Source organism: Photobacterium makurazakiensis (assembly GCF_050336715.1).
GTDB lineage: Bacteria > Pseudomonadota > Gammaproteobacteria > Enterobacterales > Vibrionaceae > Photobacterium > Photobacterium makurazakiensis.
On the sequence record NZ_JAKJSJ010000011.1, the window covers coordinates 110,398 to 125,292 of the forward strand.

9 protein-coding genes and 1 tRNA gene are annotated in these 14,895 nt (G+C 44.0%); 4 read left to right on the forward strand and 6 right to left on the reverse strand.

The window, feature by feature from the left end:
- Nucleotides 1-8: 8 nt before the first annotated feature.
- Together L4D09_RS04130 and L4D09_RS04135 are read right to left on the reverse strand one after the other, a co-directional pair.
- The gene (locus tag L4D09_RS04130; protein ID WP_428456230.1) at nt 9-1,007 is read right to left on the reverse strand and encodes an ABC transporter substrate-binding protein; all 999 of its coding nucleotides are present in this window, start codon (nt 1,005-1,007) and stop codon (nt 9-11) included.
- A 541-nt stretch (nt 1,008-1,548) separates the two neighbouring features.
- Nucleotides 1,549-1,636 (reverse strand) — tRNA-Ser (locus tag L4D09_RS04135).
- A 433-nt stretch (nt 1,637-2,069) separates the two neighbouring features.
- On the opposite strand from L4D09_RS04135, the gene L4D09_RS04140 reads away from it, so the two are divergent.
- The 3 genes from L4D09_RS04140 to L4D09_RS04150 all read left to right on the forward strand — a co-directional run bounded on the left by L4D09_RS04140 (nt 2,070) and on the right by L4D09_RS04150 (nt 4,578).
- The gene (locus tag L4D09_RS04140) at nt 2,070-3,134 is read left to right on the forward strand and encodes a PTS fructose transporter subunit EIIC (RefSeq protein WP_428456231.1); all 1,065 of its coding nucleotides are present in this window, start codon (nt 2,070-2,072) and stop codon (nt 3,132-3,134) included.
- 24 nt (nt 3,135-3,158) lie between these two features.
- Nucleotides 3,159-3,473: a PTS fructose-like transporter subunit IIB gene (locus L4D09_RS04145; RefSeq protein WP_428456232.1), complete on the forward strand. Its 315-nt coding sequence runs from the start codon at nt 3,159-3,161 to the stop codon at nt 3,471-3,473.
- Nucleotides 3,474-3,735: 262 nt separating this feature from the next.
- Nucleotides 3,736-4,578 (forward strand): helix-turn-helix transcriptional regulator, encoded by an 843-nt coding sequence (locus L4D09_RS04150; RefSeq protein ID WP_428456233.1) that lies wholly within the window; start codon nt 3,736-3,738, stop codon nt 4,576-4,578.
- Between the two features lie 143 nt (nt 4,579-4,721).
- Here L4D09_RS04150 and L4D09_RS04155 read toward each other — a convergent pair whose 3' ends face one another.
- Together L4D09_RS04155 and L4D09_RS04160 are read right to left on the reverse strand one after the other, a co-directional pair.
- A complete protein-coding gene (locus L4D09_RS04155) occupies nt 4,722-5,516 on the reverse strand; it encodes a MurR/RpiR family transcriptional regulator (protein ID WP_428456234.1) in 795 nt (264 codons plus the stop codon).
- 212 nt (nt 5,517-5,728) lie between these two features.
- Nucleotides 5,729-6,796, reverse strand: a complete 1,068-nt coding sequence (locus tag L4D09_RS04160) for a porin (RefSeq protein ID WP_428456235.1) — start codon at nt 6,794-6,796, stop codon at nt 5,729-5,731.
- A 440-nt stretch (nt 6,797-7,236) separates the two neighbouring features.
- Between L4D09_RS04160 and L4D09_RS04165 the strand changes: the two genes are divergently transcribed.
- Nucleotides 7,237-9,699 (forward strand): beta-mannosidase, encoded by a 2,463-nt coding sequence (locus tag L4D09_RS04165; RefSeq protein WP_428456236.1) that lies wholly within the window; start codon nt 7,237-7,239, stop codon nt 9,697-9,699.
- 267 nt (nt 9,700-9,966) lie between these two features.
- On the opposite strand, the gene L4D09_RS04170 is transcribed toward L4D09_RS04165, so the two are convergent.
- A complete protein-coding gene (locus L4D09_RS04170) occupies nt 9,967-12,660 on the reverse strand; it encodes a glycoside hydrolase family 38 N-terminal domain-containing protein (protein ID WP_428456237.1) in 2,694 nt (897 codons plus the stop codon).
- Nucleotides 12,661-12,684: 24 nt separating this feature from the next.
- Complete coding sequence (locus L4D09_RS04175; protein WP_428456238.1) at nt 12,685-14,685, reverse strand: fructose-specific PTS transporter subunit EIIC; 2,001 nt, start codon at nt 14,683-14,685, stop codon at nt 12,685-12,687.
- Between the last annotated feature and the right edge of the window lie 210 nt (nt 14,686-14,895).

The window sequence follows — 14,895 nt, forward strand, 5'->3', positions numbered from 1 at the left end:
ATAAAGACTTACAGTGCTGCTAACGCTTTCTTCACTTTGTCCGCTATTTCAGGACTTACCCATGTCGTCCAAATTTCTGGGTTCTCATTCAAAAAATGTTCCGCAGCAAATTCACCATCAGCTTGATAGTCTTCCATCCATGCCAATAATGAATTCATTTTCGCATTGGTAAAGGCACGTTTAGATAAGTACTCAACAGCTTCTGGTGAACTTTTCGCAAAGCTTTCAGTTACGACCGTATCAACTGGCGATGGCGGGTACATGGTCGGCACTGGATCCAAGCAATCTACGTTAGTAGTACAGTCTTTAAATTGCTGCTCATCAACACCCGAGCCGAAATCAACTTTCACCATTTTGTATTTACCCAATACCGCGGTTGGTGCCCAGTAATAACCAAACCATGCTTCTTCACGTTCATATGCTTTGGCAATCGAACCCGATAAGCCTGCACCTGAACCTGGATCAATCAAATCAAACCCTGCTTTATCCAGCTCTAAAGCATTAAATAAATTACCTGCTGAAATCTGACAATTCCATCCTGCAGGACACCCCATGAAAGCAGATTTACTTGGGTCTTCAGGATGCTTAAACAATTTAGCGTTAGCTTTAACACCTTCAATAGTGGCTAAAGTCGGGTCTTTTTTAACCATATATTCCGGAACCCAAAAACCTTCTTCACCACCATCTGATAAGCTAGAGCCCGCATAGCGAATACGTCCTTCTGCAACCCCTCTATCGAGAGCGGCTTTCATCGAGTTACTCCAAAACTCTGGCGCAATATCTGGTTGCCCTCTTTCGACCATCGACGCCCCTGTTGGCATCGTGTCGCCCGGCACCAATACAGCATCACATCCGTAACCATGATCTAAGATAAATCGATCCACATTGGCCATTAATGTTGCTGAATTCCAATTCATGTCGGCAATAGTCACTTTGCCACACTCTTCAGCAGAAACGGTGAACGATGCACTGGCTAGAACAAGCGATGCCGCAAGAATTTTACGCATAAAAATATCCTTATTTAAGGGTTTCATTCCCCACAAACCTTTCAATACCCTACATTAACTCAGACAGTTATATCAAATTTATTTGGTCATCTAATCAATTAACAGCGAAAAAACCGAATTAAATAGCGAATTGACGCGATATTTAACACTAAATCAACAAAAAAAATACTTAGTGCTGTAATCATTACAGCTGTTATTAAATTCCATATTGGGCTTGCCAACATATGCCATATCTCCTGAGCGCATATGTAAAAACACACCGACAATTCAGTCATACAATAAGCGAATTATATTTAGCTTTGACGATGGTCGAAGGAGGAGTGAGATAACGTAAAAAGGTGCTTTTTTTTATAATTTAGGTGGGTTCGTTAAGGGCGGTTTCGTGGGATTTTTAGAGAGAGTTCAGATGCAAAAAAGCCGCTGATAAATCAGCGGCTTCTTCTAATGTGGCGGAGCGATTTTGGTATGGCAGGATTTTCAAATCCCTTTCGCTGCCACTAAAACGACGAAAGCCCAGCATTTCTGCTGGGCTTTCTGAATGTGGCGGAGAGATAGGGATTTGAACCCTAGGAGGGTCGCCCCTCGCCTGATTTCAAGTCAGGTGCTTTCGGCCACTCAGCCATCTCTCCGTTGTGCGGCAGATAATACGGACATTGCGTAATACTGTAAACCCTAAACAAGTCCAACCGTTCACTTATCCAGCAATATACGTTCAATTAAACCAACTGATGATTTTGTTGATTAAGTTATAAACGCAATCGCGTTCATCTTTTCATCTAACTGGATTTTTTTCTCCAACTGGACTTTTAATACCTAGCACCATGTCATGTAGACAAAAAAGCTATATACCGTGAGCTTAGTCACCAAACGGCTGAGAGCTACATCACATCTGCTAGCGGTGGATACAATTGTCCAGTTAATGCTTTCTTTATCCAATAGTTTCCTCACTCGCTCAGTCTCATAATTACAGCCAACAAGACAGCATACTGTCGCAGTGATTAGCTCAGACCAATAACGTTGGCTCCCCCGCCAACTAAAAAAATAAACCATAACGAAAATGGAGTGATTTCAATGAAAAACCAATTGGCGGTGATGAAACGGCACTTATTAACAGGGACCAGCCATATGCTGCCCTTCATTGTGGCAGGTGGTGTATTACTTGCTTTATCGGTAATGCTTAACGGTAAAGGGGCTCAGCCAGAAGGCCCGTTCCTAACCGGTATTTGGGACATGGGTATCGCAGGCTTTACCCTGTTCGTGCCTGTTCTTGGTGGTTATATTGCCTATTCAATTGCCGACCGCCCAGCTCTTGCGCCGGGTATGATTGGTGCCTACCTTGCGAACCAAGTGAATGCTGGCTTCCTCGGCGCGATTATCGTCGGATTTATTGCCGGTTATGTGGTTTTGCAACTAAAACGCATTCCTCTATCTAATAAATTGAAGGCTATCTCAACCTATTTCATTCTACCAATTGGCGGTACCTTTATTGTCTCAGGGTTAGTTATTTGGGTAATTGGTACTCCTATTGCAATGGCAATGGAAGGTATGAATGTCTGGCTACAAGGCATGGCTGGAGTATCAAAAGCATTCTTAGGTGCAATTCTTGGTGGTATGACTGCATTCGACATGGGCGGTCCAATTAATAAAGTGGCAACGCTGTTTGCTCAAACCCAAGTCGGTACTCAGCCTTGGCTAATGGGTGGTGTTGGTGTCGCTATCTGTGTACCACCACTTGGTATGTTCCTAGCTACCTTACTGTCGCCAAAGCGCTATTCACCAGAAGAGCGTGAAGCAGGAAAGGCTGCTGGTATCATGGGTTGTATCGGTATTACCGAAGGCGCGATTCCTTTCGCAGCTTCTGACCCACTACGTGTTATTCCATCAATCGTAGTAGGTGGTATTGTCGGTAACGTAACGGCCTTTATGCTTGGCGTACTTAACCACGCACCATGGGGTGGCCTAATTGTACTGCCTGTCGTGGATGGTCGCCTTTTCTATCTACTCGCAACCGTCGCTGGTGCTGTCACCACAGCGCTAATGGTGAACGCACTGAAAAAACCAATCGAAGAACGTAAAGAATCTACGGAAGACGTAGAAGAAGACAGCCTTGAATTAGAATTTGATTAATTAGAACCATTCGGGAGAAAAATAATGAAAGTACTTGGTGTTACCTCTTGTCCATCTGGTGTTGCACATACTTACATGGCAGCTGAAGCATTGGAAACTGCAGCAAAAGCAAAAGGCTGGGACGTTAAAATTGAAACTCAAGGCTCAATTGGCATTGAAAATGAAATTTCGCTCAAAGAAGCAGAGCAAGCTGACATCATAATTTTAACCAAAGATATTGCCATCAAAAATGAAGAGCGTTTCAAAGGTAAAAAAATAGTACGCATCGGTGTTGCCGATGCAGTGAAAAAAGCACCACAAATTATGGATAAAATTGAAGCTCATCTTGCTCAAGCCTAATTCATAGCGTGCATGATGGCGTTACGAGAGAAGTGAAAAGTCTCGTAACGCCATAATTTAAGACTAATAACTCAAATTAAATGGTACCGAGTTAACAATTAACAGAGCAAGATATCGCCACAAGCTACATAATCCATAATAATGAAACTGCTGCAACTTAAGTCATAATCGTTATACCTAAACGACGTCTATATCAGCCACATTACCATTCATCGTCCTCACGAAAAGCATGGGGCCAACGAGATATATTAGATTGAGTGACATGAAGAATACCTTCTCTGACCTACTTGATAGCGCCATCTCTGACAATGCATCTTTTCAGCATATTTGGTTTGCTGGTGATTCTGTTCCGCCGCCGGAAGCAAGTTACCAGGTTAACTTCCCTCGTCTTGAATTAGTTTTTAAAGGCAAGTACGAAAATCATTTTGAAAACCATCAGCAGCAAATTGACAATGTCTCTTTGGTGGTTGGCGACGCACTGTTTATTCCAGCCAATGCTTGGAATAAGCCCAACTGGGATCATGAATGCTCGGTGCTGAGTCTACTATTTGGCAAAAGCCAGCTGGGACTAAGTTTGGTCAGCAAGCATGAAAATGAAGATGGCTTCTATGATGTCGTGAAGTACAGCGTCCCACAGCGAACCGGCCATGCTATTGATCATATTTTGAATGCACTTTCTACTCTCGCGCATGAAAAGAAGAAGCAGCCCGCCGATAAGTATTTATTACTTGCGCTGTTAAGCTATTGCAAGGATATGATTGAAAAGCCGGCTGAAGATACTAATAGCCGAAGTGAAGATCTATTCAAGGGCATTTGTATTTATGTACAAGAGAATTTTCACCGGAATATAAACCGTAATACCGTTGCAGCTAGGTTTAATATTTCCCCTAACCACTTATCTCGATTATTCCGACAAGAAGGGCACATGCGCTTTGCTGATTATATTGCATGGGTCAGGCTAGAGCGCGCTAAATTCATGCTCAAGCGCTACAACTTCCGCTTAGAAGAAGTTGCTCAGCGTTGTGGTTACCACGATTCGAATTATTTTTGCCGTGTTTTCAAGCGCAAAACAGGCAAAACCCCAACAGAATATCGCAGCTACTAGCAGCGCTCCCCAAGACAATTACTACAATAACGATAACTCCGGACCTTGCCCGCCTACCCTGCGGGCTTTTTTTATGAGCCGTATAACCAAGTATTCTCCACAAATAGTCTCCAGATACAGGATTCAGAGTGCTTTCATGATGTTTATTCACTCAGGAAGGGCTGCTCTGTCACTACCCAGTTTTGGATCGAATCACGATAATCAGAAACATAGCGGAAATAGATATGATCAATCGCCATCAAAAGCGGCATTTGTCCAGATATCATCCCTGTTGATTCTTCGCCATTTAACGATGCGGTTAAGATAAAAGAATCTGCAATTGATAGTAGTTTAGATTTTTCATTGGCTGTCACGCAAAGCACACTGATCCCTCGCGCTTTCATCTCTTGTGCATTACGGATCATCCGAGCATTTTGCCCCTTTAGGGTAAGCAAAATCACCAAAGCACCAGGCGTCAGAATCGAGCTCACCATTTGCATCGAGTCACTGTCTTGCACGACTTCAACAAATTTACCTAGGCGGGTGAACCGAAACTTAAGATCGGCAGCAGAAAGAGCACTGTAGCCAGAACCAAACACATGGATCACATCATGGCTATGAATTGCCTTACTAAACTGGGCAACTTGATCTTTATCGAGACGTTTATCAAATGCTTTTAAAACATCGACATAGTCATGATGCAAACTGCTTGGTTCAACATGCTGTGGTTGCTCTTGTTCAAGCTGCTGCTGATAAAGAAATAAAAACTCTTTGAAATTATTAAGGCCAACCTTCTTGCAAAATCGAGTAATCGAAGCGGTAGAGACCCCAATTTCCTCCGCCAGTTCTTCAATGTTTTTCACCGGCTGGCGAGCCAAAAAATAATCGGCAATTTTATTATCAGTACTGGTGAATTTAATTCGGGCATACTCAAAAAGCAGCTGAAAGTCTTTGTTCATCTTCTTTTCCATGCAATACAGCTTTGATGAATAGGCAAAGCAATGATAACAATTTATAACGAAAAAAGTTTCATAACAACAGCATAAAGCAGATAGTAATGTAAGAAGTAATGAAAAGATTTACAGATGAGGTGGGAAGCACATTAGTTGGACGAAAAATGTACTTCCCGGGGGATTCTATTTCAGAATAGAGGCTAAGCTGTAGGACGGGGTTAGAAGTAGTATTCAAGCCCTAAGCGAGCTTCAGTAATATCAGATTCATTAATTTCCATCGCCTTCAAACGTAGGTAAATCAATGCATTGTTATCAATAAAGTAGATCGTCTGGCCAGAAATAACATTATCCGCGGTACCATCAACCTTCTTACTATCGATTTCCAAGTCACTATTGGCGGCATACCCAACCTTAAACTGCCAGTAGCCTACGTTATACAGGGCACCAACTGAATAAGCTGTTTGGTCTTGTTTGCCACCGATCAATGTTTCTATCGTTCCCGCACCTGCGCCAGCATTATCATAGTCAGAGTAATCTGCTGACATCACTTTGTAGGCACCAAAAAAGCCAATGCCATTGTCAAAATTCAGTTCAAAACCGGTTAAATAGGTCATGTAATCCGAGGTTGCAGACAAGGTCGAGTTACTGGCTGCATCTTCAATTTCAACCACTCGGCCTGTGCCATATTCATATCCAGCATGCAGTAAAAGTGGTCCAGTATTATAATGTGCTGCCGCGCCATAAAAGTTGCTGTCTGAATCTTCTGGGTTATTACCTCGACCAGCAGCCAACGTCATCGTGAAGCCCGCCCAATTTGGACTATCCCAGCTGATCTGGTCAGATTGACGGCTGTAGTTAGCACCACCATCAATATCCGCTCCCCAATCAAACACATTTCCTAAACCCGGATTCGAATAAGGCCAGTCGATAATACGATATAGCGGAGTATCAAATCGGCCAAACTTAACCAGCCCCCAGCTATCATCAGTAAAGCCTGCATAAGTGTCACGTAAGCCTAGCTGACCATCGCCTTCATTATCACTCCAACCAACGTTATTCCCCTCGATTTGCCATACTAGCGTTGGCGCACGCGCCATGTCTTTAGTACCACGAAAGCCAATACGAGATTCATTCTCGATGCGGTTTACCGTGTCTTTACCATCTTCGGCATAGCTATAGGCAGATATCGCCACCTGGCCATACAGCTCAATGGCATCATTCGCATAAGTTGAAAAAGAAGCCATAACCGCTATCGCAGAAACGGCAATACGCTGTTTACTAAACATGTCAATTCCTTTAATTTCTTTCAGATAAATAAAAATCAAATAAAACCGATGCCCGTTGTAATCATTTTTTATAGGCATTAAATAACTAGCAGCTAAGTATCGATCTATTTAATAGCGGCCAATCGACACCTAGCAATTTTACGTTATTCCGAATGAATATTTATTGCAGAGAAAATATACAAATTAAGAATCAAACTTAATATATGACATTCCTATTAAATACAGCACAAATGAACAACTCATTTAAAAACATGATCTAATCCATATTTTTAGAAATCAATATTAAGTCTATATACAGGATGGTAATGATAAGGCTAATTCACAGAAATAAAGTTATGCAACATATGTCTAGTATTTAATAGATATATCCTCTCCCCTGTCTTTTTCATGATAAATATAATAATAGATATATTTACTCATACTCATGTCAGGAGTTCATGGTGTCGACATTATTACTCGATGGAGAATGGCAACTCTCATCACCACAACACACTCATATTAATATCGCCTGCCCATTACCGGGGGATATACATTCTGCACTAATAACAGCACAGCTACTTCCTCCTCCTTACCTTGGTTGCAATGAAAATGACGTACAATGGGTCGGAGAAAGTGATTGGGTACTTCGCCGCACGCTTTACCTTGATAGTTCATCACTGGATACTCAGGCTGTCGACCTCTGTTTAGAGTTTGTCGATACCATGGCGCATATTTCGATAAATGGACATTCAGTGCTTCAATGCAGCAATATGTTCCGTCGCTATCGAGTGGATGTTCTCCCCTATTTAGTTGATGGTGAAAACCATATCGAAATAAAACTAGATCGTAATGATATAGAAGCTAGCAAGCGCGCTGAGAAACTTCCTTTCCCGGTGCCTTGGGCGGTTGGCAACAACAAAATTCCACATATGAATACCCTTCGTAAAACCCAATGCCACGCGGGGTGGGACTGGGGGATCTGTCTATTAGCAAGCGGGATTTATAAATCAATCACTTTGGTACCAGTGCACCAAACACGCTTAACTCAAGTGCGCACCACGCAACACTGGCATCAAGATGGGAGCTGCGATCTCAACGTTAATATTGATTACGATGTAACATCGTTATCAGAGAAACCGCAACAGCTTGTTATACAGTTCGATCAACAAGAGCACCTTATTCAACTGCCAGCCGATGTGCTTGGCCCGCAGCAATCTCAATGTGTTATTACTATCACTGAACCACAACGGTGGTGGCCTGCAGGCTATGGAAAGCAAACGCTGTACCCACTCAGTGTGCAGCTCAACAACCACACCATCAACAAGCAAATCGGATTACGTGAACTGAGGCTTAATACCGAAAAAGATAGTATTGGCAGTGCAATGACCTTCGAGGTCAACGGCAAAGCCATCATGGCAAAAGGAGCTAACTGGATCCCGCTTGATGCATTGCCCTCCGCTCATACCCCACAACGTTACCGGCAGCTGCTAGAAGATGCAGCGGCGGCAAATATGAACATGATCCGAGTTTGGGGCGGTGGCATGTATGAACACGATATCTTCTATGATCTGTGCGACGAGCTGGGTCTGCTCGTATGGCAAGATCTAATGTTTGCCTGTGCCCTTTACCCATCAACGCCTGAGTTTTTAGACGATGTCGAAGCCGAAGTCCGTGATCAGGTACGTCGTCTTGCCGATCACCCTTCCCTCGCCTTATGGTGCGGCGACAACGAAGTGATTGGTGCCATTGGCTGGTACCCTGAATCCAAAGCCAACCGCGAGAAGTATGTCGTCAACTATGACCGCCTAAATCGAGTGCTGGCCAATGTTGTCACTACCGAAGATCCGACTCGACGCTTCTGGGCAAGCTCCCCATGTAATGGCGAACTCGACTTTGGTGATGCTTGGCATGATGATAATTGCGGTGATATGCATTACTGGGATGTTTGGCACTCAGGTAAATCTTTCGATGCCTACCACAGCGTTAAACCTCGGTTCTGCTCGGAGTTTGGTTTTCAGTCTTGGCCTTCATTACCAACAGTAAAAACCTACGCTGATGAAAGTGATTGGAACGTTACCTCACCGACGTTTGAACAACACCAAAAAAATGGCCGTGGTAACAGCATCATTACGGAAATGTTTACCCGCTACTTCCGCTTCCCAAACAGTTTTGACAATATGCTCTACCTTAGCCAAGTCCAGCAGGCACTAGCAATCAAAACGGCAAGTGAATATTGGCGGGCTCACAAAGAACATTGTCGCGGCATTCTATACTGGCAACTTAATGACTGCTGGCCTGTTAGTTCGTGGTCAAGCATTGAATACACTGGCCGCTGGAAGCAACTTCATTACCATGCCAAGCGCTTCTTTGCGCCACAGTTGGCTACCTTCATCAAAGAAGAGCAAGCACTTACACTTCATTTGGTTAATGACCAGCACCATCGCTGTACTTTAGAGGGGCACATTCGCCAAATCCGCTGGGACGGTGAAGTGGTTGCCCAATGGCCAGTCAACACAACACTTGCAGCAGATCAGGCCACCAGTGTATGGCAGCAGCAGGTACACGAAATAGAACCGAATGAAAGCGCAGATCACTTCTTCCATGTTCAACTGCATTGCGGTGAAACACTTATCGAAAACAGTTATTACCCGGCATTATTTAAACATGCCAACCTTCAGCCATCTGTCGTTCATTGGCAGGTAAAAACAGATAACACTGGGATATACGTTGAGCTCGACAGTAACAACCCGGCTTTATTTGTTCATCTTGAATTCGATGGTCCTGGCCGCTTTGATGATTCCAGCTTTACGTTGCTCCCTGCTGCCATAACAGGGGCGCCTAAAAAAGTCCGTTACCAAGGCTGCGTATCAGCTTATGAATTAGCAGAAAAACTACGGGTATATCACTTACGCGATACATATTAACTACGACGCTAAACGCATACTTAATACCGATCCCAGCTTTTAGCTGGGATTTATTTATTTCCTCCCATGCACGATATATTTTGCCCCTTCCATATATCATCCCAATATATCATCCCAATATAGATAACCCAAATAGACAACCAAAACAGATAGCCAACATCAATAACTTTTACATTAAGTAAAATGTAGATTGAATAAAAAAGCCGGCAATGAATGCCGGCAAAAGGTGGTAAATAACGTGAATCTATTTCCCGTTTAGCTTATATCCTAACCGTTCCTATTATGACGAATAACAAAGCTCCGGATCTGTTTAGGTTTAAACTCTCCGAGTTCAACATCCCCTTTTATTTCAAGCTCAGTAGATATTTCTCTCTCCATTAAATCTACTTCAACAAACTGATTAAATACCGACGGCATAGTCAGCGAGCCAGATGATTTAATGAATTCTGCACTCGGGTTATATACCCTTATCAATACACCTGTATTATCTTCTGTTGGCTTAATAGCGCTACACACCACATTTTCTGAATTTAGACAAAAGCCTTGCTGATGATCGTCAACCGGTTTATCCAATGGGTGCAGTACAAAATATTTAAGGGTATTAGTAAACTGATTGAGTGATTGGTTTTGATAAACCAAACAATCAACAGCATAGTGTTGCCAAGATTGTTGAATATCAGCCGGATCAAAATGCGGTTCAATCAACACTGCACACTCAACTTTTAACTTACCCTGTAACTGGCTATCGGGGGTTGGGATATATTTAAATTGCTGACCAGACGCAATGCCCGGACGGCGCTTTAAGTCAGGCTTACCTAACCAACCAACCGAACGGAACATTGTTAATGCAAGCTGGTTATCGGCGCGAACCTCATACTCCTTCACCCCCTTCGCCATCAAGGTCATGCTCGATTTAGCATCATGCAAATTCGCAAAATGTAGCATTGGGTAAATTGGGCTTGGTTCTTCTTTCCAGCCAACCTGTCGCCAATCGTCTAAATGTTGGTGCTGATTCGCGCGCTCAACGACACCAAACGGGGTGTCAGCCCACGATGTTTGGGTCTTGAACGGCGTTGTCATCACCAATTGCAGACGGTGATCTTCCACCTGATTATCAAATTCCGCGTCAATCACCAATGGAGAGCAATGTAGCCCAGACAAGCTATTATCTGATGTTTTCTCCAAACGTAATTCGATACGGTAACCCAACTGGCCTGAACGTTCTCTGCTCACTCGTTCTGCCAAGTTTTTCGGCAAGCTCCATGCCCCTTCTACCACTAGCGATTGAGCATATTGCCCTTTGCTTACAGTAAACGTCGCTTGCTGCCAGTCTAAAGTTAACAGCCAATCCTGCTCTGGCGGCGAGTAGTCATAGGTATCCCCATCATCCCCCATGTCTAACAGTGTTAGGCAATCGTCCCACCATTGCTGCTGTTGTTTATCAAACAACCGGAACTGGCCTTGGCTATATTCAAGGCAATATCGATCGTTCTCAATCTGAGCTTCACTAACACTGGCTTCAGAGGCTAGGCAACTATTCAGCGAAGGTTGTTCAGCTTTAATGACTTGCAAGCTAACAAATCCAGAGGCAGGTAAAGCATGATGGAACACTATCTCAGTTTGGTAATAATACTGGCTAGGATCATTTGAACGACTATCACGCTGAATAGTGCCACGATAAGCGTGCTCAGTCTGGTGCACATCAAACTCAACCGTATTACCCTGAAGATCGCACAGGGTAAAATGTGGATGAGTGGTCGCTATCGTCGTTTTGATCAACGGCTCGCGCGCATACGGCAAAGTGTTAAACACCGTTAAGCGTCCGTCGATACCCCCCTGTTCAGCCGTTGGCTGTGATTCTGCCAGTTTTCGAACCAAGTAATCGACAGCAGAGCCTGACATTTGGTCCGCCTGCTCATAGCGAGCTAGGATGATTTTGTTGGTTTTATCGGTATTACAGCCACCAGCGCTATCATGGGCATGGTTGCGCAAAATCGCTTTCCATATGTTGGTCACCATCGACGGCTTCGCCTCAATGCCCCATGACTGGGCCATGACCATAAGCGGCTCTAACTGATAACTCAGGCGACGTTCAACTTTGTCGTTCAGGTATTTATGATCATAACGAGATGAATATATTGAGCGATGGATCTTCGAGACTTGACCGTCAATCAACTCACCGCTAATCGTCGGCAACGCCAATTTTTCATCAGCTAGGGCTTCGAACAAACGATCATAGCTACTTTCGACCAATGTATAATCAGCGCAAGCACGGTTATTAACGGCTAATCGGGCCTTGATGTTCCGGTCGACATAGCGCTGATCACCACCAAGCGGAATCGCGATATTTTGTCCTAGTGCACCATCCTCCGCTTGATGGCAAAGGGGAGCTGGATCATCATTATCGATGAGATAAGACCCAACAAAATAGCCATTTTTGATGTTATACCCAAGTACCTCGCTACCGTCTTCACATTGCCAGTTAAACTCACGACTGGTACATATGTCTGTCGATAGCCCGCGCCAGAACACCGTCTTATCAATCCCAACACCTTGGTAGATTTTAGGCATATCAATACTCTGACCAAACGCATCAGGCACATAACCTATGTTCATCACCGAGCCGAACTGCTCACCAAGGCGAATGCCCGTCATCAAATTACGGACAATCGATTCGCCTGAAATGATCAGCTGATCCGTTTGGGTATACCAAGGGCCAATAAGCAGTTTCCCCTGCTGAACCAAGCTTGTTAAGCGATCTTTCTGATCAGGACATTGCTCAAGGTAGTCCTCAATGATACTAAGTTGGCCATCAAGTAGGTAAGTGTCATTTTCACCAGATTCTAAGCCCGACATCACTTCTTCCATATGGTAAACCAGTTGGATCAGTGACTCATGCGTCGAAAAGTACCACTCGAAATCCCAATGAGTATGTGGGATCACGTGAAATGTTTTTTGCATTTTCATTTCTCTCTTCATGCGCTATCAGGCTATAGCCGTGGCAATAGCATCTTCAACTTCAAGGCAGTCAGCTTGGCTTAACGTGTCGCGGAATGGCTTATGCATCATATTGCGAGATAGCTTCGTTAACATGCGAACGCTCTCTTCATTGCCTTCTGCAGGAATACTCAACGCCACAGCCGTCTTCACCGGTTGCTCGTCCATGGTTTCCCATTCAATAGGATGACTAAAGCGGACAACAAAAAGGCCTGCATGGGTTGCAGCGGTATTCTTACAATGTGGAATAGCCATCCCACCGGTAAATCCAGTGCTTGAAGACTGTTCACGAGCCTTCAACCCTGACTCATAAGCTTTCGCATCCGAGACATACCCAAGTGCCAATGCTTGCTTGGCAATGAATGCAAAAGCCTGCTCCTTGGTGGTTGATTCACGATCAAATAAAACATGCTCAGGGTTAAAAACAGGTTTTGTGCTCGTATCACATGATGTCTTTGCCGCTTGAGTAGATAGGGTTTCGACGGTTGGCTGCGCATCAGCCTGCGAGGTTGGTGAAGCCGTTTCAACTTCAATCGGTTTCCGCCATAAACCAATAATCAAGGCCGTTAGAGTGATACCCGCAAAGGTACAAAGGATCCAGGTAACAAATGGGATTGGCTGCTCAATATAGCCAACAAATGTGCCTAATGGTGAGCCAATACCGCCGTAGAATTTAACGTCAAAGAACCCCACTAAACCACCCGCGAGGGCAGAGCCGGCAACACTTGCAGTGATCATCTGAACCGGATGCGCCGCAGCAAACGGGATTGCTCCTTCAGTCACCCCAACAATACCCATACCAAAAGCAGAGTTAGCCGCTATTTTTTCCGTCGAGCTAAACTTGTTCTTAAACAGCTGAGATGCAACAAAAATTCCCAATGGCGCAACAGAAATTGCCGCTTGCGCTGCCGTTCCCGGAACGAAGTTAGCCCCTTCGATACCATATTTAGCAACGGTATCGGTGAATACTGCGGTACCAAAAATCAGTGCAGTTTTATTAACCGGACCACCAAAGTCAAAACCAATCATTGCGCCGATAATCGCGCCAATGATAAAGGTCGAAGCCGAATAGTTGACAGTCAGCCAAGTTAACCAGTCGTACATCGCCCCCATACCTGAGGCAATAGGCCCGCCAATCATGTACTTAACAACAATCGTAATAAAGAAAGTGGCAATTAGCGGCAGAATCATAATTGGCACCAGCGGCTGAAGCAGCTTTGGCCAACGGATCATTTTCAAGTATCGAACAAAATAGCCAACGATGAACGCAACTAGAATTGCAGATAAGAAACCACCACCGGTTTCAGTTCCCAAGAAACCAGCATCGTTCGCGATATACGCGCCGATCATTGCTGGCGCAATGGCTGGGCGGGAGGCAATTGAATTAGCGACAAACCCAGCAAACAATGGGATCATCAATTTAAAACCAACTTGGCCGACTAAGAACAGGTGATACATCAAATCACCAAGTGGATCTGACTGATCAAACCCCCAAGCGACCATACGGCCAAGCTCATCTTTCTGGAAAGCAAAAATATTGGCAATCGCCAATAGTAAACCAGCAGAAATAACCATCGGCACCATGTACGAGATGCCGCTCATGATATGCTGAATAAAGCCATTTTCATTGGTTTTACCTAAGGTAATATTACCCACCTCAGTGCCTTTACCACCAAAAACTTGCGCTTCCTTTAACGCAACATCAACCAATGCTTTGGCATCTTTAATCGCAACCTTCGGGCGCGTTTTGTAGATCCGCTTGCCAGCAAAACGGGCTAGTTCAATCTCGATATCAGAAGCAATAATCACGACATCTGCCGCCGCAATTTCTTCCTCAGACAATATATTTTCAGCGCCGATCGAGCCCTGTGTTTCTACTTTCACGTTAAAGCCGTGCTCTTGCACTAACGCTTCAAGCGCTCTTGCTGCCATATAAGTATGTGCAATACCTGCTGCACAAGCAGTAATTGCTACTATGGTGTGACTCATTGAGTGGCACTCCTATCAATTTTTAGTCCGTCCAACTGCTGCCTATTGTGTTAATTTTTTCAGAATCTTTTTGAGATCAACCACACAAAACAACAAATAGTGAAAATATTTTCACCAAAGTTAGATCAAATAAACAGATAGAAGGTATGTAAACAGGTACTTTATTAATAACGCAGTGTGCCTAGAGTTGAAAAATTATGTCGCTCGTTT